Raw genomic sequence first — 21,591 nt, forward strand, 5'->3', positions numbered from 1 at the left:
AATGATCCTTGAATCAGTTGGAATTTCACTGGGAGTATGTTCATTGTTATTAGCATCGGTTAGGATATCTGGAAAAGAAGAAAGCAAAATAAGTCATACCTTCAACAATATAAACTACAAAGTCAAAGACCACACACCTTCTATCCTCAAAACAATTAAGAAAGAATCGTTTACTGAATATGTTTACAATGTGCCATATGGATTAATTGATGATCCTAAACTACAACCAATATTACAAAAGACATTGGATAAGCCTACACAAGTTTATTTTGACGGTAAATTGCATGTAAGAGTATATAAACACAAATTAGAAAAGAGCTACCCATACAATTTATTTGAGTCTAAGGGTGGATGGACTATTCCAGTTGGTATGAGCCAAGAAGGTGTTATATATCATAATTTTGATAAAATCCCTCACATGACTATTGCAGGTGCTACGACTTGGGGAAAAACCGTATTTATGAAATCACTTATGACACATTTAATTGAGAATAATCCTAATGGGGTGGAGTTTTATATACTTGATTTAAAGGGCGGTTTAGCGTTTCATCGTTATTCCAATCTAAAACAGGTGAAGGTGGTAGCAGGGGATTATAAGGAGTCATCTGATGCATTGTCAATGGTTGAAAAGGCTATTAAGCAAGATATGAAAGACTTTAAAAAGATTTATGCAGAAAATGCAAAAGAAGCCAAGATGCCGACACGTAAATTTATTATCATTGATGAAGCAGGGGAATTAATGACCAATAAAAGTATGTCAGATGATGATAAATTGTACACTAAAAATTGTCAAAGGATACTCAGTTATATTGCAAGAGTATCGGGGCAATTAGGCTATAAATTAATATTTGCTACCCAATATCCAACAGCAGAAATATTAGATAACCAGATTAAAGCTAACTCTTTGGCAAAAGTTTCATTTAAATTAAGTACATCTATTCAGAGTGGAGTGGCAATAGATCAAAGTGGTGCTGAAAAATTAGAATATGCAGGTCAGGCGATATATAAAACGGTTAAGGATACTATTGTTCAAACACCATATATAAGCAATAAAGATATGTGGGAAAGACTAAAGGGGTGGGAAAATGTTAGTGCAACAAGTGAAGAAGAACCAGAGACACGAAAAGATACTGTTACATTTGGATAAGTTTAATTTTGCTACACGCAAACAATTACAAGTGATGGAGAATTTAGCAGGTGATAGAAATGCACATCGAATATTAAATGAGATGGAAAAAGATAAATTGTTATTGAGTTATCGCATGGAACAAAAAATATATTATATGAGTAATAGGGGAAAAGAAAGAATTGGTTCAAATCAAGGTGATTTAAAGAAAGGTCAAATTAAACATACACTAATGAGAAATGACTTATATATTAAATTGGGGATGCCCAATGATTGGAAAAATGAGAAGCCTGTAACTTGGGGAGAAAATAGAATTGTTCCAGATGCAACATATAGAAAGAATGGTGAATTTCATTTTGTTGAGATTGATAATTTGCAAACAATGCGTACAAATATAGATAAAATCAAAAAGTATAAGGAATTAAGCAACGTGATATTTGATCAGTTCAAGCATCATCCTACGATTATTTGGTATACGTTGTCAGATATTCGTAAAAGCAAATTAGAGTCGGAATGTAAAAAACATGGAATTAAATTTAAAATTGGGTAAAGCCTTACACAAAATGTGTAGGGTGTTTTTTTGTTTGGGTGGTTTTAAAGATGTTAAGAAAGTCTCCTTTATAATAGGTAGAAAGTTCAACCAACTTCTATACTACATATAAATAAACAAATCATAACCCCTATGGTATATTTTGCTCATTATAAAAAGTGGTAAAAAATACATAATATAGATATAATTAAGCAGGACTATTTAATTATATGTCAAATTATGTGGAAAAAGGGGATTTAAAAATGGAGGAAGAATTTGTAGACAATAGTAATAATTATTTGGAAAAGAATCTTATCGCTATGACACTTATGACAGTTGGTTGGATAATTGTTATCTGTGGTTTAATATTTGGTTTTATTTTTTCTAGTGTAGATACTGCTTATGGAAAGGAATTAATATTTTCTACATTTTTTATTTGGTTATCAGGTGGACTTGTATCGGGAATATTTTTAGTAGGATTAGGTGAACTCATTAAACAAGTATATTATCTGAATGTCAGAATGAAAAATGAAGGTTATGAATTAATTAAACAACCTGCAAATAATGACAAGGTTTCATAAAGCCGTTTTTAAACTTGTTTAAAAGGTGGAAAAGGAAATAGAGATTGTTTAAAACAGGTTTAAAATATACAGGATTAGGTAGTGTGAAAATCCTTGAGTAACCAAGAGGGATTTGATATAATAAATTTAATTACATAGAATAAACTCAGTTATATCAAGGCATTTCGCCATTTCTCACCCTTGAATTTAGGTAATTGTGATTCCGACCAACGAGGAAGTCATGATTGCTAGAGATACGGTACGATTAACCAAATAGATGGTTAATGAAGTATGTAATACGTAAGGGGTGGAATCATGTCAGTAGATGACCATAAGTCAAAAGAAATAATAGTAAAGTGCATGGTCGTAACTATAAGTGATACGCGTAACGATAGAACAGATAAAAGTGGAAAATTAATCGTTGAATTATTAGAAGAAGCCAATCATCAAGTTGAGATTATGGAAATCATCACCGATGAAAAAACGGCGATTAAACATATGATTGATGCTGGCCGGGAAAATCCGGATATCGATGTTATTTTAACTAATGGGGGAACAGGCATAGCTAATCGTGATATGACAATTGAAACCATTAAACCACTATTCGATAAAGAAATTCCAGGCTTTGGGGAACTGTTTCGTGCGCAAAGTTATGCAGATGATATAGGTTCAGCAGCCATGTTATCAAGAGCTATTGCAGGGGTATCAAATCATACTGCAATATTTTCGATGCCTGGCTCATCTGGAGCAGTGCGTTTAGCAATGGAAAGACTAATTTTACCAGAGCTTTCCCATGTGGTTCACGAAATAAAAAAAGATATTCAACCAAAATAATAACGCCTGATTGGGCGTTATTATTTTTATCTTACGACTAAAACATCACATTGCGCATAGCGTGTAATATTTTCAGATACACTACCGATGAAGAACCGTTCCACTGCATTCATACCAGTGGCACCACAGATAATTAAATCAGCTTGAAAGCTTGGAGCAATCTCCTTAGCAACTTTGACTTTCGGAGATCCATATTCAATGCATCTGACTATATCACTGACTCCGGCCGCCTTCGCTTTCGCCATATAACCATCAACAAGTTCCTGTGCATAATCTTCTGCTCTTTCTGCTAATGTCCTGTCATATGCTTCCGCTGTGGCGAATGTTCTAGAATCTACAACATGAGCTAAGATAAGCCTAGCATTATTTCGTTTAGCAATATCTAACGATTTTTTGAAAGCTATTTCAGAGGCATCTGATCCATCGACAGCGACAACAATATCTTTGTATTCAAAATCCATTTTTCAGTTCCCCCTTTCTTTTACTTATTATGTACCCTAATCTTAAAAAAGATAATCCATGGCTTAATTAATTAAATAAGGTGTTCTAAAACCATCGATTAAATGGAAAAAATTAAGGTACAATTGTAATCACTTTATGGACAAACTAATCATGGAGGTGATACTATTGGGAAAGAAACAAACACAAACATTGCGTGAAGATAAAAAAGGCATTGCGACTGTTCAGAACCAATTATTTGAGAGTTATCAGAGTGGTGTTGTAGAAGATCAATTGCACAATAATAAAGCTATCCATCACTACAATAACCGAAAGAGTTAAAAAGCTCTGATGCTTCCCAGATAGACCCAAAAAATCACTTTCAAGATGAAATATGATCCACCCATATAAAGTGGGTGGGTCAATTTCTGTGTTAATCCTATTTATATGAAAGCGTTTATTTTTTCATGTTCTAATTATTGTATTTTTGATACAATAAGAGTGCTCTTATTTAATCATAATTTATTAAAAAATAAAGAACCAAGCAGGGAGTGTGCACGGAATGAAAATTGGAGTTCCAAGAGAGATTAAAAATAATGAAAATAGAATAGCCATGACACCAGCCGGAGTATTAACGTTAAAAACAGCCGGACATGATGTGTTTGTCGAAACAGGTGCTGGTCTCGGTTCAGGGTTTATTGACGAACAATATCAGGAAGCAGGTGCGTATATTGTTGCAACTGCAAAAGAAGCCTGGGCTCAAGAAATGGTTATGAAAGTTAAAGAACCACTCCAAGAAGAATACGATTATTTTTATGAAGGTCTAATTTTATTTACATATCTACATTTGGCAGCAGAACCAAAATTAACGAAAGCACTTATCGATAAAAAGGTAATTGGTATTGCGTATGAAACAGTCCAACTAGAAAACAGATCACTTCCACTATTAACACCAATGAGTGAGGTTGCGGGACGTATGGCAGCACAAATTGGTGCACAGTTTTTAGAAAAGTCTAAAGGCGGAAAAGGCATACTTCTTGCTGGCATCCCTGGTGTACAGCGTGGAAAAGTAACCGTGATAGGTGGCGGTGTCGTTGGTACTAATGCTGCCAAAATAGCAATCGGCCTAGGAGCAGATGTAACAATTGTTGATCTTAGCCCTGAACGTTTAAGAGAGTTAGACGATATTTTTGGATCATCAATTAATACATTAATGTCTAATCCTTTGAATATAAAAGAAGCAGTTGCTGAATCTGATCTTGTAATAGGTGCAGTTCTAATTCCTGGTGCAAAAGCTCCACGACTGGTTACCGAAGAAATGGTAATGGATATGTCTGAGGGGTCTGTGATTGTGGACGTAGCAATCGATCAAGGTGGAATCTTTGAAACAACTGACCGAATTACGACGCACGATAATCCAACGTATACCAAACATGGTGTTCAACATTATGCAGTAGCAAATATGCCAGGAGCTGTTCCGCGGACATCTACAATTGGATTAACAAACGTAACAGTTCCTTATGCATTGCAGTTAGCAAACAAAGGTTATGTGAAAGCTTGTTTGGAAAATGTGGCTTTACGTAAAGGGATAAATACATTAGATGGATATGTAACTTATAAAGCAGTTGCTGAGTCACATGAACTTCATTATGATGAGGTTCAGGCATTATTACAGAAATAAATGCCAGACTGAAAACAAAGGGTCTAATTCATTAGAATTGGATCCTTTTTGTATATTTTAGGGTGTCAGAATTTTACTATTTGCCCTATGGAACGTATATACCGATGGATTGACAATGAACTTAGCTGGACATCAGGCTTACAGGAAAATAATTCATTTGACACATTATACTGTAACAATTATGATTACAGATGTGTTCCATTGTGTTCCATTGTGTTCCATTGTGTTCCATTTCTCTACTCACAGAAAGAAAGAGTTATTACACATCGGTTTAAGTAAATGGATTTAGAATCGAGTTTGGGACATCGTTCAGTACAATTTAGGAGGACAAATAATGAATAGTGATTTCACACTGGCCGTCCATAGTTTAACGTTCCTTTCACTGCTTCCGGATGGTATGTCATCAAGTAGTGCTATAGCAGAAAGCGCTTCTGTGCATCCAGTTCAAATTCGAAAGGTATTAGGTTTATTGCGTAAATACAACTATATAGAATCAAGAGAAGGGACTGGTGGTGGGTTTATATTTACCTCTAATCCTAGCGAAGTTACTCTTTGGGAAATATATAAGATTACGTCTGAAGGAGCATTACAGCCGAAATGCCCGGAAGTAAATGAGGATTGTGTTGTTGGAGCAAATATGGAAAGTGTGTTATTTTCTATTTTTCTAGGTGCTGAAGAACATCTGGGACAGTTTTTAGGCAAATACAACATTGAAGATATCGTGAATCTTGTAAAACAAAAACAAGAAAAACCTCCTGGTTAACATGGAGTTTGTTTCAAATGTAATATATCGTCTGAGATTATCTTAATATAGATACATTCAGCACCTTTTTCTGTTACAACTGTAACTATTATAGTTACAGTTGTAAATCATTCATTATATAAAAATTCGCTTTTGTAAAAGAATAGGCGAACTGAAAGTGTCAATTAGCAAGGAGGGGACATTTTGGCAACCGTACTACAATTGATTATCATAATTGGTGCATTATTCTTTGCAGTAAGTCGTTTTATGCCTGTTAAAGGGGTTTTGAATATAACCACTCAGGAAACAAAAAATAAGTTTACGGACAAAAGTATACAATTTATCGATGTGAGAACACCATATGATTATAGAATAGATCACCGTAAGCCATTTGAAAATGTTCCTTTGTCCATATTGGGGAACCGGTTGAACGAGCTTGATAAAAGTAAAGAAGTGGTAATTATTTGTCAAATAGGATTGAGAAGTATAAAGGCATCTAAAATCCTTAAGAAACAAGGATTTGAAAAAGTAAGGATTGTTAAAGGTGGCATGAGTACTTGGGTATGAGAAGGTATCTTAACTGTACGTAATAAGAGACTAAAAGTAGTAAAAGAAAGGTGAGAATTAAATGGAGAAATATCGTATTGATCAAAGCAAAGGAATGGAATTTGGTATTTATACACTAGGTGATCACTTACCAAATCCTTTAACGGGAGAGAGAATCTCTGCAGAACAACGCATTCATGAAATCATTGAATATGCTAAGCTAGCTGATCAGGCAGGCATCGACTTTTTTAGTGTAGGTGAAAGTCACCAGGAGTATTTTTCAACACAGGCGCATGCTGTTGTTCTCGCAGCAATTGCTCAGGCCACAGAAAAAATTAAAATTGCAAGTTCTTCTACGATTATTAGCACATCAGACCCTGTACGTGTATATGAGAATTTCGCTACGCTTGATTTGATTTCGAAGGGTCGTGCGGAGATTGTTGCTGGTCGCGCCTCACGAATTGGACTCTTTGATTTACTAGGCTATAATGTACGTGATTATGAAGAGTTGTATGAAGAAAAGTTTGAACTGTTGCAGAAGATTAATGAAGATGAAGTTGTGAACTGGAGTGGAGAATTCCGGGCACCATTAAACAATGCAAAGGTACTTCCGCGTCCACAAAATGGCTCGATGCCAATTTGGCGTGCGGTTGGTGGATCACCTGCTAGTGCAATGAAAGCGGGGAATGCTGGTGTTCCGATGTTTCTTGCTCATTTAGGTGGACCAGCTACTGCTTTTAAGCGGTCTATTGATGCTTATCGTGAGGCGGCGCAAAATAACGGTTTTGATCCTTCGGACCTGCCAATTGCAACTGCCGGATTTTTCTATGCTGCTGAAACATCACAGCAGGCTCTAAAAGACATGTATCCTCACATCAATGAAGGGATGAAGCGAACGAACGGGCAAGGTTTTCCGAAGCAGCACTTCGCACAGGGCGTAGATCCGCATAATGTCATGAATATCGGTAGTCCACAGGAAATTATTGAAAAAATTCTCTATCAGCATGAAGTGTTTGGCCACCAGCGTTATATTGCACAAATTGATTTCGGTGGTGTGCCATTTGATAGGTTAATGAAAAACATTGAACTGATTGGTACAGAAATTTTACCAGCAATAAAAAAATATACGGCAAAAAACTAGGAGGCAGAGAAAATGAAGATTATTGGATTATCTGGTTCAAAAATCGGATCAAAAACAAGAACTGCTATGAACTACACTGTTAAAGCTGTCACTGAAAAACATCCAGATGCACAAGTGACATTGATTGATTTAGCTGAATATGATGTTCAGTTCAGTGATGGACGTAATTTTATGGATTATGAAGGTGATACAAAATATGTTGCACAGAGAATTATGGAAGCTGATGCAATTATTATTGGGACACCTATTTTTCAGGCATCCATACCAGCTACATTGAAAAACATATTTGATTTACTTCCTGTAAACGCATTTCACGATAAAGTTGTTAGTATGTTTGTGACAGCTGGTTCAGCAAAGCATTACTTAATTGTAGAACAACAATTAAAACCTATTTTGGGTTATATGAAAGCACAAATTGTTCAGGCTTATGTATTTATCGAGGAAAAGGATTTCTATCGAAAAGAAATTACAAATGATGATGTCTTTTACCGTATCGATCGTTTAGTTGAAGATACAGTAGTATTAACGGAAACATATACGCAAATACGTGAAGCTAAAGAAGCAGAATACGGTTTTTAATAGAAAAATCGGTTAACAAACTGAGCCTATGGAATATGTCGTATAACTCCCATAATAAAATAAGCACTGCGCAAATACAGTGCTTATTGTCATAATTATATTTGGAAAATGCGGCTTACTGGCTATTCGATAATCCGTAATTCTTTAGGGGATTTTGTTAAAACTTCAGGACCTTTTTCCGTCATGAAAATCATATCCTCAATTCTCACTCCACCGATATTTGGAACATAAATACCTGGTTCGACCGTGTAGCACATACCTTCTTTAAGTGACAATTTATTTTGGTTATGCATAGAAGGATATTCGTGTGTTTCAAGACCTATCCCATGGCCAATTCGATGGGTAAAGTATTCACCATATCCTGCATCCTCAATATGTTTACGTGCTGCTAAATCCACTTGACCAACCGCAGTACCTATTTTTGAAATAGCAATTGCTTTTTGTTCAGCTTCTAATACGGTTTGATAGATCTTTTTTTGTTCATCATCGATGGATTTGTATGCGACAGTTCGTGTGATATCGGAACAATATCCTTCATAAATAACGCCTAAATCAAAGAGAACCATGTCACCTTTTTCAATTTTTTTTGTGTCGGGGTTTCCATGTGGTGAAGCGGTTTTCGCACCTGAAAGAGCCATTGTAGAAAATGACATACCCTGAATTCCCTTTTTCTTTAATTCGTATTCAATGGTTGCAATGATGTCAATCTCTCTTACGCCCTCATTTATCGCATTTATGCCAGTTTCTATACCGAAGTCAGCGAGATCTGCAGCTTGTTTCAGTATGGTGTATTCTTTTTTATTTTTAATTACGCGTAGATTTGCTAATGTTTCTTTTGCATCCTTAATAGCAGTATTGGGAAGAATAGAAGATACTGCGTTATAACGATCAATTGTCATTTGATCATACTCAATAGCAATTGATTGTGGAAACGTATCATTTTTTTGAAGGGCCTTTTTGAATAATTCCCATGGATCTTCATGATCATGGTAGCCAACTAATTCATACGACCATCCTGCAGCAAGAGCATCTTCTTTTTCCATATTTGGTAGAACTAAAATAGGATCATGGTCGGCCGATATATAAATAGCGATTACCCGCTCATGTGGATCTGTTAAGTAGTTACTCAAATAGTAAACATTTGCTTTAGATGTCACAAGCATGCTGTCTAAATTAGACGCTTTCATTTCTGTAAGTAGTGTATCGATTCGATTTGTCATTTCTTCACCTCATAAACATAGAATACCTCTAGTATAACAAAAAACGTATTGCTATTCATAAACTGAAAAAATGTTACAATTATAATTGGGAAATTAAAATTTTGAAACCTTTTCTCGTATGTATTCGTAATACGGAATGTAGGAAGTAATATATAGATGCAAAAGAGGTGAAGCTGTGGGTTTATTTTCAAATTTATTTAAGAAAAAGGAAGCCGATCGACCTGCACCAAAAGAGCGTGATGCATTAACAATTAAAGTTGGTGATATCATTACGTATGATTTACGAGATTTTGAAGTGGTAGGGAAAATCACATATCGTGATGGCAGTTATAAATGGTATGGATATCAATTGTTAGAAGGTCATGATACGATTTGGTTAGCCGCTGAAATGGATGATGAGCTTGAGCTTGGCATCTATGAAAAAGTTCAACTTCCTGTAAATAAACCTTTTCCAAAAGAGTTGGTTTACGATGGTAAGACATATTTCCTTCAGGAAGAAGGAAAAGCTGCCGTTACGGGAGAGGGAAGAAGTTCAAATCTACAGGGTTCAGAAACACATTATGCTGATTATAGCGACAGTGAGGACGAAAATTATCTTAGCGTTGAGTCATGGGGTACAGAGTTTGAGGTAAGCTGTGGTCATCCAATAGAAGCATATGAAATAAAAATATTAGCTGGATCAAATTAGAGGAGGAAATTGTATGTTTAAAATGTTTAAAAGAGTTTCAACGGTAGTAAGTTCCGAGTTAAATACATTATTAGATAAGGCAGAAGATCCTGTAAAAATGTTAGATCAGTTTATGCGTGATATGTCGGAGGATATTCGTGAGGTAGAAGGTGCAGTAGCAAAACAAATTGCAAATGAAAAAATGCTTAAGCGTAAATCAGACGATGCACAGGCAATGGTAGACAAAAGACAAAAACAAGCGGAAAAGGCGCTAAATGCAAATGATGAAGATCTTGCACGCCGCGCATTACAAGATAAAGGCGAACATGAAAAGCAAGCAACGTTACTCAAAGAATCATGGGAACGCGCTAAAAAGGATTCCGACAGTTTACGTGGGAAACTTGATGAAATGAAAAAAGAATATCAAGAAATGAAGCTGAAGCAAGATTCATTGAAAGCACGTGCAGAATCCGCTAAGACTCGCACGAAAATGAATCGAACAATGTCTTCGGTTGGTAATGATGATTCAAAAGCTGGTTTTGAACGTATGGAAGAAAAGGTTATGCGTTTTGAAGCAGAAGCAGAAACTAGTGAAGATCTTTCACAAGAGAGTCGTTCATTGGATGATGAATTCGAAGACTTAGAGGACAACGGTGTTGATGATGAACTTGCAGCCTTGAAAAAGAAAATGAACAAAGATAAAGAGTAACGAAAAGGTAAAGGGGGTAGTCTCTTTAGCAAAAGAGGCTACCCCTAATTTTCACGTTAAAAAGAATAGTAACGAAAGGGGGAATAATGGGTGAAAAAATGGAGTGTGCTTATTGGTTTCGTATTCATCATGATTATAGCTGCAGGATGTTCGTCCCCATTTTCAAATGACAGAGGCATACAAGAAGAAGTTGAAATTACCACAGATGATATTCCAGAAGAACCTAGTAAAGATGAAATTATAGATAAGATTAAAAATAATTCCAGTAATGAAATTGATGATGTTATTGAAGCGAATTTTCCATTAATGGATGTTGTTCAAGCTGATTCTAATAATGCTGAAATCTATGCCACTAAGCGTTTCGAGCTAAGTGAATTGGCTTCCGTTTTATCAGAAGTAATGGAACCAGATGAGAAAAGTGAAGTGAAAAACAATCAACAGATTTTTATTTATCCAGATGAATTTGTCACATTAAAAGTTAGCCCTGACGACAATGATGCTTTAATAATAGAAGTTGCTGACGATGAATTTGTACGCCGAAATTATGCACCAAGTTTTCTGGGTACATATTTTGCATTTAGACTCTTAGATAATGTTCTTGGTGTGAATGATTGGAATAGACGGAGATCACAAGAATGTAGATCAGGAAGTTGTTATGGCGGATATACTGGTGGAGGCTATGGAACACCTAACCGGGGGGATACATCATTTAGAGGTGGCGGACCTGGTTCAGGAAAATAAAAGGAGAGTGGAATAATGGGACCATATATTGCGACATTTGTTTATTTTGCAATTTCAGTTGTAATTGTATTAATCGGGTTATTTATTTTTGAAGTGATGACTAAGAAATATAAGGATCTAGAAGCAGTTCAAGAGGGAAATGTAGCCGTTTCTATGTCAATTGCAGGTAAAATTATTGGGATATGCATTATTTTAGCATTTGCAATTTATCACAGCAATGAAGTTTATGAGACGTTAATTTGGGGGATTTATGGTGTAGTGTTACAGATGATTGCTTATTTATTATTTGATCTATTCACCCGCAAATTCTCAGTGGAAGAACAGCTTTCCAAAAATAATATTGCAGTAGGAATTTTATCAATGGGTGTTTCAATCGGACTAGCATTTGTAATTGGGGCGTCTATATCATAAGTGAGGAAACCAAAAGCGGGCATTTGTCCGCTTTCTTCTGTTTATATAGTAGGGCATGGAGTGGTAAATATGAACGAGTTAGCAATTAGAAAGAGCAAAACAATATACTGGGCATCTGGTATTGTATCTATTTGTGGTATTATATTTGAAGTTTTGTTTGGAGCACTTGGTTCATACATATTAGGAGATGGTGTAAAGCAATATACATTAACCATTTCCTTATTTTTAACTGGAATGGGTATTGGAGCTAGTCTTAGTGAAAAGGTTATGAAAAATCTCATCTTGACCTTTGTTTGGATTGAGTTTGGTGTAGCTATTATTGGTGGATTTTCAAGCTTTACAATGTTTGGAATTACAGCATTTGCACCAGAGGGTACGGATGCCTTTTATTTATACTTTATTACACTTTTAGTTGGTGGATTAACGGGGATTGAACTGCCAATACTTATTCGGAAGGCTAATGAAATTGGCGTCGAACTTAGTAAAAGCACCGCGCGTGTTCTTTTTTCAGATTACGCTGGAGGGCTAGTTGGCGGCCTTTTATTTGTATTTTTATTACGTCCGCAATTTGGAATGGTAAAATCTGCGTTCCTGGTTGGTTGCATTAACCTTGCAGTTGCACTAACGATATTATGGTTATTTCGAAAAGAGATCAAAAACTTCGCAACACATGCGACGTTTGGAATCATCATTGGGTTACTGTTAATTATTGGTGTACTCTTCGGTGAAGCCGTGGCATTTACTTTTGAACAAAAACTCTATCAAGATCCAATCATACACATGGAGCAAAGTGCATATCAAAAGATAATACTGACTTATGATGATGGTGATACCAGACTCTATTTAGATGGATCTTTGCAATTTAGTTCAACTGATGAGTATCGATACCATGAGGTTCTTGTTCACCCAACGATGGCACAAGCAGAATCACACAAGAATGTCTTAATCCTGGGTGGTGGTGATGGTATTGCTGCAAAAGAAGTTTTGCAATATGATGAAGTTGAGGAAATAACCTTGGTTGATTTAGACCCAGCTGTTGTTGAGCTAGCTAGCTCTAATCGGCGGCTTCTAAAATTAAATGAAGGATCTCTCCAAAATGACAAAGTTGACGTCATTCATAAGGATGCTTTTCAGTATTTAGAGAACACAAAAGAATGGTATGATGCCATCATTGTGGATTTACCAGACCCTAACAATGAAAGCTTAAATAAATTGTATACCAAGGAGTTTTATTCGTTAATTCGGAATCATTTAAATCCTGGTGGAGCAACAATGATACAATCCACAAGCCCAGTGTTTGCAACCAAAGTTTATTGGACAATCTCTGAAACAGTAGGAGCTACAGGACTATATACTGAAAACTTACATGTTGATGTTCCAAGCTTTGGAAACTGGGGCTTTGTAATGGCGAGTCGAGAAGAAATTAACATCGAAAACTTATCAATTGACGTAGAAACTGAATTTTTAACAGGCGAAATGTTACTAGGTTTAACAAAGTTTGGAAAAGATGAGGATAGACAAATTGTGAATGAAGCTGGAGAGAATTTCACTTTAGTACCAAACACGTTAATTGATCCAAATTTAATTCGTTTGTATGAGAATGCATGGAAAAATTACTAAACGGGTAAAGCATATAGGTAGATGAAACTTTAGGCTGTTTTCTAAAAGTTTGTTGTTATTAAAAGAAAGAGTGTGACTGTATAGGAAAAAGATACTTATTAGCAGTGGAAATATGCGAGACTCCTGCTTAGAAGAGAAAGCTACGCAAGATCCCGGAAGCGGGGAACGAGTGTCTAGGCTCCTAGCGCCTATCTATTTGCTAGGCGCTGAGCAGTCGCCTTCGCTTTGCGTTAGAGCTGAGGAGGCTTGCGGCTTGCCCGTGGAAAGCGAGTATATTTCAACTGCGGCGTTAAAAACAACAATCTTTACTAAAAGAGCCAAATTTTAAAAGGAGAGATTATGTTGAAACTATCTTATCATGGACATTCAGTTGTCAAACTAGAGACAGATACACATACGATTTTAATTGATCCATTTATCTCAGGAAACGAGGCTTGTGATTTAGATGCTGATACGGTAAAGGCGGATGTGATTTTGCTTACACATGGACATAATGATCATGTTGGGGATACGATCCAAATAGCAAAAAACAACGATTCTTTGGTTGTAGCTCCTAATGAATTAGCTGGCTATTTGGGATCAAAAGGATTATACACTCATCCGATGCACATTGGTGGAGCGCATGAATTTGATTTTGGGAGAGTCAAATTCACACAAGCATTTCACGGGTCTGCATTTACTGAAGAAGACGGTTCAATGGTTTACACCGGAATGCCTGCTGGAATTTTGCTAACAGTTAACGGAAAAACAATCTATCATGTAGGTGACACTGGGTTGTTTTCAGATTTAAAATTAATCGGTGAAATGAATGACATTGATGTAGCATTTGTACCAATTGGTGACAATTTCACGATGGGGCCGGAAGACGCATTAATTGCTGTGGACTGGATAAAATCCAAAGTAGTTGTACCTGTTCATTACAATACATTCCCAGTGATCGAGCAAAATCCGGATGACTTTGCACGAAAGGTCAAGACTGGTGAAGGCAAGGCGATGAAGGTTGGGGAAATAATGGAATTATAAAAAAGGTAAGTGTGGGCGCATATGCTCACACTTATTTTTTTAAAATATAAATGTCATATCCCTCAGGCTTAAAGCAGTCTGACGCATTTTTTTTAATTGTAAAATCTTTAACAGATTCCTCAGTTTTAATAGCATCGCTAACACAAATCATACCTTTTGAACCTTTAAAATTCAACTTACCAAAAACATAAAAGTTTCCTTCCACCGTAATTTTAACTTTATTTTTAACAATCAAATCACCCGTAAAAGCAGCGCTACCATAAATAGTATATTCATTATGGCATTCTTCATGTTTCTTGTTTTTAAGCAAGGTATCAGCGAATTTTGTATTTCCTGTAAATTTACATTCTTCATCCATATCCCCAAGGGTAAAGCTATCTGGATTTTCTTCTAGATTTAAAACATACTCATCGTTTGTTGCTAAGGTTGTTTCGACAGTGAAATGTTGATTTGTAGAATTTGTTGTAGAAAGGTGTATGGATAAAGGTTCTTGTGTGTTCACCCCTATGATACAACTATTATTTATGGGTAAAGAATGGTCCCCATTTACGAAGTCTGAATCACCTTTGTTGATTAACTCTCCATATTCCTGAAAGCAGATCTCTGACTTTCCTTTATAATACTGATCACGAATTTCTGCCATTAATATATTCGTATTTTGTTGTAAGGAAATAGATCCGCTCGTTTTTTCTTCACTATTAACTAATTGAATGATAAATGTTGACAATAATACTATTAAGATAGCGAATATACTTAAAGAAGCCAGCACCTCGATAAGTGTAAGGCCTTTTTCACCTTTAAATTGTCTGAATTTCATCTTTTACACATCCAATTACATGGTATAATAGGTAAAAAGTCATAACATAGGAGTGAACTTTCTTGTATAACGAACACTATAATGTAGAAAGCAACGGGTTTACTCTTATTGAAATTATAGCATCAATTGCAATTCTGGGAATGGTTATTGCTGTTTTTCTTCCAATATTCCCACAAATCATGTCATGGAGTAACAAAACTGAACAGGAATTAGTGGCTGGAAATCTATTAGAACAGGCTATCTATGATATAAAACAGGATAAAACAATAGTTTCTAATTTAGAAGGAAAGCGTATACCAGATTGTCCCTTATCCTATCAAATTGAAACTAATCTGCCGAGATATAGTATAAATGGTGTATCTCATTCCGTAGTGGTTAATGTCTGTCAGACAGATGAAGAATCTAAACTAGGTTTATATCGTACAAAAATACAAATTAGTTCACCGAATGGGAAATCCAGTGAATCTTATACATATCTTCACGGTGATGCTAATGAATAGTTTTAAAAATGAACGTGGTGCAGCACTAGTTGTTACATTAATGGTTATTACGTTATTTCTTTTATTTATCCTCACACAGTTCTATCAGATTACGACTACAACTAAGCAGGTTAATACGGTTGAACATACTATTGATGCACGCTTGGTAGCTGAGATGGGGATAGACTTTTATCGTAGTCAAATAGACCAATACAAGAATCAGGAACCAATCAGGGATTATACTGCTGACTTGTTTACTAGTGTGCCGTTAGATGCCAGTAGAAAATTTTTAATCACGTTAACTGAAATATCATCAACTAATGATGAGATAAAAATTCAAATTGAAAGTACTGGAACAGCCTTTGGCAAGGAAAAAACAATCGAGGACGAATTAATTATCAATTTACCATAAGTAAATGGAGGTGTGGACAATGATTACACGAAAACGGCTTGGCGATTTATTACAGGATTCAAATATTATTACTACCTCACAATTAAATGAAACGTTAGAGAACAAAGACAGTGATCAGAAACTTGGCGACGCTTTACTAGATCGGGGGTATATCACCGAAAGACAATTGATAGAAGTATTGGAGTTTCAACTTGGAATCCCGCATGTTTCTTTATATAATTATCCAGTTAATGAACAAGTATTAGGTTATGTATCAAAAGAAATGGCTCAAAAAAGCTATATCATGCCGTTAAAAGTTCAAGGAAATGAATTAATGATTGCGATGAAGGATCCTATGGATTATTACGTTATTGATGACTTAGAAATGGCTACGGGTTATCGTATTTTACCAGTAATTGCTGCGAAAGATGATATCCTTTATGCGATAAATAAATATTATTTTAAGAATGAGACGGAGGAATTACAAGACAATCCTAACGAGAAGGATGAAGAAGCACCGGTTATCCGAATTCTCGACCAGCTCTTAACGACGGGGGTTCAGTTAAAAGCAAGTGATATTCATATCGATCCCCAAGAGTCAAATATGCTGATACGGTATCGTATTGATGGGAGATTACAAACAGAAAAGGTTTTACAAAAGCATATACAAAATCCATTAGTTGCCAGGATTAAAATTTTAGCTAATTTAAACATTACAGAAACAAGATTACCACAAGATGGAAGAATTAAAACGACAGTGGGGGTAAATCCAGTAGATTTGCGTATATCATGCTTACCAACTGTTTATGGAGAAAAGGTAGTTATCCGTATTCTGGATTTAAAAAATGCATTAATGCAGTTAAGCGAATTGAACTTTTCTGAAGAGAATTACAAGCGGTATTTAAACCTCATTGAACAGCCATCTGGACTCTTATTGTTGACTGGTCCAACCGGTTCTGGTAAGTCTTCTACTTTATATGCTTCTATCAATCATTTAAACAAAGAAAACGTGAACATCTTAACGATTGAAGATCCCGTTGAATTCCAATTGGAAGGGATTAACCAAGTTCAAGTAAATGATAAAGTTGGTTTGAATTTCGGAACTGGACTTAGATCTATGCTCAGACAGGATCCAAATATTATAATGATAGGTGAGATTCGTGATCAGGAAACTGCTGAGATTGCTATTCGTGCATCTATGACAGGCCATCTTGTATTTAGTACATTACACACAAATAGTGCGATTGACACGGTTCCAAGGTTAATTGACATGGGAATTGAGCCATACTTAGTTGTGAATTCTCTAACAGGAATAGTTGCTCAACGTCTCGTAAGAAAAATATGTCGGGATTGCAAAGCAGAACGAGAACCCGCAGATATGGAAAAAGAATTATTTCTGAAAAATGGAATGACAATTGAAAAGCTATACTATGGCAAAGGCTGCAGCAGCTGTCATCATCAAGGATACCGTGGTAGAGTCGCGGTACAGGAGGTTGTAGTTATAGATGATACGGTTAAAGGCATGTTATTAAACAACCAATCGTTATCGAAGGTTCGTTCTTATTTAAAGGATAACAACACAACTGTACTGCTTCAAGATGGATTAGCTAAAATGCAAAGTGGATTAACCACAATGGAAGAGATTATGCAAGTATCGATTAGCATTTAGGGGGCTTATCTTATGAAAGAAAAATTTGATGAATGGTTAACAAATGCATATCATAAAAAAGCTTCGGATGTTCACTTAACCATTGGTAAGCCTCCAATTTTTCGGGTGAATGGAATATTAGAAGAGCAAGAACAAGAGGCTCTTAAACCTTCCAATACCTTTCAAATAGTAAAGGAAATTACTTCCGATGAATCTTGGAAGCAATTAGAAAGTAACCGTGATTTGGATTTCACCTATGGTATAAATGGTGTTTCAAGGTTTCGTATTAATACGTTTTTTCAACGCGGGCAATTGTCATTAGCCATACGGATTGTACCTAGAATAATCCCAACAATTGAGGATTTAGCTTTACCCCAGGTTGTAAAACAGCTTGTCCAATCGCCCCAAGGACTGATTTTAATAACAGGGCCGACTGGCAGTGGTAAGAGTACAACACTTGCTGCGCTGTTAGACTATATGAATAAAACAATGCAAAAGCATATCATTACGCTTGAAGACCCAATTGAATATATGCACACACATAATAAATGTGTGATTGATCAGAGAGAAATTGGGTTTGATACGAATAGTTTTGCGAATGGACTTCGATCAAGTTTACGTCAGGATCCAGATGTTATATTAGTTGGTGAAATGCGCGACATGGAGACTATATCTACTGCTATTACAGCGGCAGAGACAGGACATTTGGTGCTGGGAACTTTACATACTACTGATGCTATCTCTACAATCGAACGAATAATTGATGTGTTTCCCTCCAATCAGCAAACGCAAATCCAGATTCAGTTGTCATCATTATTAAAAGCGGTAATTTCGCAACGACTATTTGTTACAAAGGATCATACAAAACGAGTAGTGGCAACCGAAGTACTTGTGAATAACTCTGCGGTGAAAAACTTAATTCGAAATGAAAAGCTACACCAGGTCCAAAATGTTTTGCAAACATCAATAGACCGAGGCATGCATACATTGGAAATGGATTTGAAGCGTTTGCTACAGGAAGGCCACGTTACATATGAATGTATAGCCCCCTTTTTGCAGGAAAGGAATTTTTAATCGATGAATTATCAATACATAGGGAGAAGAATCTCAGGTCAAAAGATCAATGGGAAAATAGAGGCTGATTCCAAACAGGAGGCTATACAAGTTTTGGAAAAGGAAAGCTATATCATCATTGATATTGTTGAAACAAAGCCCTGGAATAAAGATATTATTTTAAACAAAAAGGTGAAAAATAAAGACTTTGTCATTTTTTTAAGGCAATATTCTACGTTAATCCGGGCTGGAATCTCCATTTCGGATGCAACGAAGACAATGGTAAAACAAACGGGTAATTACGCTTTACAGCATGCATTGTCAGCTATTGATAAACAGCTGGAAAATGGACAATCTTTATCATCTGCAGCTGGTCAACACTCAAAGGTATTCCCGAGTCTCTTAATCAACATGATCTATGCGGGTGAAGCTAGCGGTAAACTGGATGAAATCTTAAATCAAATGGCTGATTACTATGAAAAGGAGTATCGGAATAAACAAAAGGTTGTGTCAGCATTAATCTATCCCAGTGTAGTTGGTGTCATAACACTTTTATTGAGTATGTTCTTACTTGTATTCGTTGTTCCGCAATTTGTTGGTATGTTTCGTACCTTTGATGAGAGTATACCTTCATTCACCCAATTTATTTTAACGTTAAGTAACTTTGTTGCTGCGTATTGGTGGATTTTATTGTTACTAGTTATAGCAATGATTCTGTTGTATAAATATTTTATACAGTTTGATAAACTTGCATATCGAATAGATAGTGTAAAGATGAAATTCCCGTTTCTGGGTATTTTGATTCATAAAGGTGTGTTAGTTCGAATGTTGCAGACGCTTAGCACACTTTTTAATAGCTCTGTTCCAATTATTCAATCGATGGAGATTACAGAAAGAGTAGTGGATAATCGGGTCATGCAGAAGGTATTAACAAAATCTCGTGAATCCTTAGAAATAGGGGAGTCTTTAACAAAGCCAATGAAGGATCACTGGGCATTTCCAGCGCTTGTCGTGCAAATGATCCAAATCGGTGAAAAAACAGGTACATTGGATTATATGTTGATGAAAGCGGCAGAATTTTATGAAGAAGAGGTAGAACAATTATCTAATAGAATCAAAGTTTTAATCGAACCGCTCATGATTATTGTGCTTACAGTTATTGTCGGAAGTATTGTCGCAGCAGTCGTTATACCAATGTTTTCACTTTTCGAAAATATCCAATGAAACTTGAATTTTTTAGTAGAAAAGGTAGATATTAGTTAAATGATAGACTATAATAATAGTGAGACTAAAGTAGGATACGATGAAAGATCACCTATAGTTAGGGCACTTGGGTAATCTGGAGTTAGTAGTGCAACCGACAGACTAGGTCCATGTAATCATTTATCTATTAGGGGTGGGGTTAAGATGTTTGAACGGTTTAAGATAAAGATAAAGAGAGAAGAAGGTTTTACACTTGTGGAGCTTTTAGCAGTTATAGCAATTTTAGGTATTATTGTAGCTATTGCCGTACCGACTATTGGTGGGGTTATTGGAGATGCAGAAGCAGATGCTAAAGAAGCAAATGCTGAGTTGTTTGAGAATGCTGCTAAGTTAGCAGATGTATCCGAGGGTGCCGGAGCAACATCATTCACACTTGAAAAGCTTGTAGAGTTAGGTTATCTGGAAGAGGTTCCTGAGGATTATTCTGGTAGTGAAACTGTAGACAAAGTGGATGACGTGTGGAATTTCGGGACAACTACAACTCAATAGGTGGCTGATCTAAAGAAGCGTATAAATCAATAAAATAAATTCAACGCCTTGCATCAATCTGTTGCAAGGCGTTTTCTTCCATTGCAGAATGTAGTAGTCATATAAGGAGTAACTCTTATGGAAATCGCATTAACTATATTATTTTTTCTTCTAGGACTCATCTTTGGTTCATTCTTCAATGTCGTTGGTTTACGCCTCCCGCAGAATAAACCCTTCGCAAATGATCGGTCGTGTTGTCCTTCCTGTAATCATAGACTTGCTTGGTATGAATTAGTTCCAGTTCTATCTTTTTCAATGCAACTTGGCAAATGTCGACATTGTAAAATTAAAATTTCTCCTATTTACCCAATAGGAGAACTAACGACTGGCTTATTTTTTGCATTATGCTATGTGGAAGTTGGGCTTGAACTTGAATTAATTACAGCATTATTACTCGTTTCTATGTTAATGATTATCTTTGTATCCGATATAATCTATATGGTGATACCGAATAAGGTTCTCCTTTTCTTTTTCCCGTTATTTATTAGTGTGCGTATAATACAACCATTAGATCCATGGCATACCTCGTTAACTGGAGCAATTACAGGAATCGGAATCACAGCTATCATTATCCTTGTCAGTAAGGGTGGTATGGGCGCTGGGGATATGAAGTTGTTCGGTGTACTGGGTATTGTATTGGGGCTCAAACATATTTTACTTGTTTTCTTTCTCTCCACAATGATGGGAGCGGTAGTGGGCAGTATATTACTACTTTCCAAACTAATTGACCGAAAACAACCGATTCCATTTGGTCCGTACATTGTTGTAGCAGGAATTATAGCATATTTTCACGGTGATTCTATCATTGATTGGTACGTTCGATTATACATATAGGCAGGTGTTAG

Annotated in this window: 26 protein-coding genes; 23 read left to right on the forward strand and 3 right to left on the reverse strand. The window is 36.0% G+C overall.

Translation table 11 applies throughout. From position 1 onward, the window contains the following. The first annotated feature begins 1 nt into the window (after position 1). From AC3G7N_RS04445 to AC3G7N_RS04460, 4 genes are all read left to right on the forward strand, one after another. Positions 2 to 1,147 (forward strand): FtsK/SpoIIIE domain-containing protein, encoded by a 1,146-nt coding sequence (locus tag AC3G7N_RS04445; protein WP_489420941.1) that lies wholly within the window; start codon positions 2 to 4, stop codon positions 1,145 to 1,147. Further along, on the forward strand, positions 1,140 to 1,676 hold the full coding sequence (locus tag AC3G7N_RS04450) for a replication-relaxation family protein (protein ID WP_489420942.1): 537 nt from the start codon (positions 1,140 to 1,142) through the stop codon (positions 1,674 to 1,676). The genes AC3G7N_RS04445 and AC3G7N_RS04450 overlap by 8 nt, the downstream gene beginning before the upstream one ends. A 242-nt stretch (positions 1,677 to 1,918) precedes the next feature. Beyond that, positions 1,919 to 2,236 carry a hypothetical protein gene (locus AC3G7N_RS04455; protein WP_489420943.1) on the forward strand — a complete coding sequence of 106 codons (318 nt, stop codon included), beginning with the start codon at positions 1,919 to 1,921 and terminating at the stop codon, positions 2,234 to 2,236. A gap of 294 nt (positions 2,237 to 2,530) precedes the next feature. After that, positions 2,531 to 3,049: a MogA/MoaB family molybdenum cofactor biosynthesis protein gene (locus AC3G7N_RS04460; protein WP_489420944.1), complete on the forward strand. Its 519-nt coding sequence runs from the start codon at positions 2,531 to 2,533 to the stop codon at positions 3,047 to 3,049. A 26-nt stretch (positions 3,050 to 3,075) separates the two neighbouring features. On the opposite strand, the gene AC3G7N_RS04465 is transcribed toward AC3G7N_RS04460, so the two are convergent. Beyond that, entirely contained in the window at positions 3,076 to 3,510 is a 435-nt protein-coding gene (locus AC3G7N_RS04465) for a universal stress protein (protein WP_489420945.1), read from the reverse strand. 166 nt (positions 3,511 to 3,676) lie between these two features. Between AC3G7N_RS04465 and AC3G7N_RS04470 the strand changes: the two genes are divergently transcribed. The 6 genes from AC3G7N_RS04470 (at position 3,677) to AC3G7N_RS04495 (ending at position 8,176) form a co-directional block, all read left to right on the forward strand. Beyond that, positions 3,677 to 3,829, forward strand: coding sequence for a hypothetical protein (locus AC3G7N_RS04470; protein ID WP_489421084.1), 153 nt, complete (start codon positions 3,677 to 3,679; stop codon positions 3,827 to 3,829). A gap of 220 nt (positions 3,830 to 4,049) precedes the next feature. Then, the gene (gene ald / locus AC3G7N_RS04475) at positions 4,050 to 5,168 is read left to right on the forward strand and encodes an alanine dehydrogenase (protein WP_489420946.1); all 1,119 of its coding nucleotides are present in this window, start codon (positions 4,050 to 4,052) and stop codon (positions 5,166 to 5,168) included. 334 nt (positions 5,169 to 5,502) lie between these two features. After that, positions 5,503 to 5,931 (forward strand): RrF2 family transcriptional regulator, encoded by a 429-nt coding sequence (locus tag AC3G7N_RS04480; protein ID WP_489420947.1) that lies wholly within the window; start codon positions 5,503 to 5,505, stop codon positions 5,929 to 5,931. Positions 5,932 to 6,177: 246 nt separating this feature from the next. Continuing rightward, positions 6,178 to 6,477 carry a rhodanese-like domain-containing protein gene (locus AC3G7N_RS04485; protein WP_489421081.1) on the forward strand — a complete coding sequence of 100 codons (300 nt, stop codon included), beginning with the start codon at positions 6,178 to 6,180 and terminating at the stop codon, positions 6,475 to 6,477. 61 nt (positions 6,478 to 6,538) lie between these two features. After that, positions 6,539 to 7,597 carry an LLM class flavin-dependent oxidoreductase gene (locus AC3G7N_RS04490; RefSeq protein ID WP_489420948.1) on the forward strand — a complete coding sequence of 353 codons (1,059 nt, stop codon included), beginning with the start codon at positions 6,539 to 6,541 and terminating at the stop codon, positions 7,595 to 7,597. Positions 7,598 to 7,609: 12 nt separating this feature from the next. Next, entirely contained in the window at positions 7,610 to 8,176 is a 567-nt protein-coding gene (locus tag AC3G7N_RS04495) for an NADPH-dependent FMN reductase (protein WP_489420949.1), read from the forward strand. Between the two features lie 122 nt (positions 8,177 to 8,298). Here AC3G7N_RS04495 and AC3G7N_RS04500 read toward each other — a convergent pair whose 3' ends face one another. After that, positions 8,299 to 9,396, reverse strand: coding sequence for a M24 family metallopeptidase (locus AC3G7N_RS04500; protein ID WP_489420950.1), 1,098 nt, complete (start codon positions 9,394 to 9,396; stop codon positions 8,299 to 8,301). Positions 9,397 to 9,571: 175 nt separating this feature from the next. Here AC3G7N_RS04500 and AC3G7N_RS04505 point away from each other — a divergent pair, with 175 nt between their 5' ends. From AC3G7N_RS04505 to AC3G7N_RS04530, 6 genes are all read left to right on the forward strand, one after another. Then, complete coding sequence (locus AC3G7N_RS04505; RefSeq protein WP_489420951.1) at positions 9,572 to 10,084, forward strand: DUF4178 domain-containing protein; 513 nt, start codon at positions 9,572 to 9,574, stop codon at positions 10,082 to 10,084. A gap of 13 nt (positions 10,085 to 10,097) precedes the next feature. Beyond that, a complete protein-coding gene (locus AC3G7N_RS04510) occupies positions 10,098 to 10,772 on the forward strand; it encodes a PspA/IM30 family protein (protein ID WP_489420952.1) in 675 nt (224 codons plus the stop codon). A 90-nt stretch (positions 10,773 to 10,862) separates the two neighbouring features. Then, positions 10,863 to 11,513, forward strand: a complete 651-nt coding sequence (locus AC3G7N_RS04515) for a DUF4247 domain-containing protein (protein WP_489420953.1) — start codon at positions 10,863 to 10,865, stop codon at positions 11,511 to 11,513. 15 nt (positions 11,514 to 11,528) lie between these two features. Continuing rightward, a complete protein-coding gene (locus tag AC3G7N_RS04520; protein WP_489420954.1) occupies positions 11,529 to 11,924 on the forward strand; it encodes a DUF350 domain-containing protein in 396 nt (131 codons plus the stop codon). A 69-nt stretch (positions 11,925 to 11,993) separates the two neighbouring features. Continuing rightward, positions 11,994 to 13,544, forward strand: a complete 1,551-nt coding sequence (locus AC3G7N_RS04525; protein ID WP_489420955.1) for a polyamine aminopropyltransferase — start codon at positions 11,994 to 11,996, stop codon at positions 13,542 to 13,544. A 342-nt stretch (positions 13,545 to 13,886) separates the two neighbouring features. After that, positions 13,887 to 14,567: a metal-dependent hydrolase gene (locus AC3G7N_RS04530; protein ID WP_489420956.1), complete on the forward strand. Its 681-nt coding sequence runs from the start codon at positions 13,887 to 13,889 to the stop codon at positions 14,565 to 14,567. 31 nt (positions 14,568 to 14,598) lie between these two features. Here AC3G7N_RS04530 and AC3G7N_RS04535 read toward each other — a convergent pair whose 3' ends face one another. Then, positions 14,599 to 15,384, reverse strand: a complete 786-nt coding sequence (locus AC3G7N_RS04535; RefSeq protein ID WP_489420957.1) for a PulJ/GspJ family protein — start codon at positions 15,382 to 15,384, stop codon at positions 14,599 to 14,601. 62 nt (positions 15,385 to 15,446) lie between these two features. Between AC3G7N_RS04535 and AC3G7N_RS04540 the strand changes: the two genes are divergently transcribed. From AC3G7N_RS04540 to AC3G7N_RS04570, 7 genes are all read left to right on the forward strand, one after another. Continuing rightward, positions 15,447 to 15,884, forward strand: a complete 438-nt coding sequence (locus AC3G7N_RS04540) for a type II secretion system protein (RefSeq protein ID WP_489420958.1) — start codon at positions 15,447 to 15,449, stop codon at positions 15,882 to 15,884. Beyond that, entirely contained in the window at positions 15,877 to 16,275 is a 399-nt protein-coding gene (locus AC3G7N_RS04545; protein ID WP_489420959.1) for a hypothetical protein, read from the forward strand. Before AC3G7N_RS04540 ends, AC3G7N_RS04545 begins: the two co-directional genes overlap by 8 nt. Before the next feature lie 19 nt (positions 16,276 to 16,294). Beyond that, a complete protein-coding gene (locus tag AC3G7N_RS04550; protein WP_489420960.1) occupies positions 16,295 to 17,923 on the forward strand; it encodes a GspE/PulE family protein in 1,629 nt (542 codons plus the stop codon). 12 nt (positions 17,924 to 17,935) lie between these two features. Next, entirely contained in the window at positions 17,936 to 18,976 is a 1,041-nt protein-coding gene (locus AC3G7N_RS04555; protein WP_489420961.1) for a type IV pilus twitching motility protein PilT, read from the forward strand. Between the two features lie 3 nt (positions 18,977 to 18,979). Beyond that, positions 18,980 to 20,179, forward strand: a complete 1,200-nt coding sequence (locus AC3G7N_RS04560) for a type II secretion system F family protein (RefSeq protein ID WP_489420962.1) — start codon at positions 18,980 to 18,982, stop codon at positions 20,177 to 20,179. A gap of 183 nt (positions 20,180 to 20,362) precedes the next feature. Next, positions 20,363 to 20,707 (forward strand): competence type IV pilus major pilin ComGC, encoded by a 345-nt coding sequence (locus AC3G7N_RS04565; protein ID WP_489420963.1) that lies wholly within the window; start codon positions 20,363 to 20,365, stop codon positions 20,705 to 20,707. A 117-nt stretch (positions 20,708 to 20,824) separates the two neighbouring features. Next, complete coding sequence (locus tag AC3G7N_RS04570) at positions 20,825 to 21,580, forward strand: prepilin peptidase (protein ID WP_489420964.1); 756 nt, start codon at positions 20,825 to 20,827, stop codon at positions 21,578 to 21,580. The last annotated feature ends 11 nt before the right edge of the window (positions 21,581 to 21,591 follow it).

Source organism: Virgibacillus carmonensis (assembly GCF_057836705.1).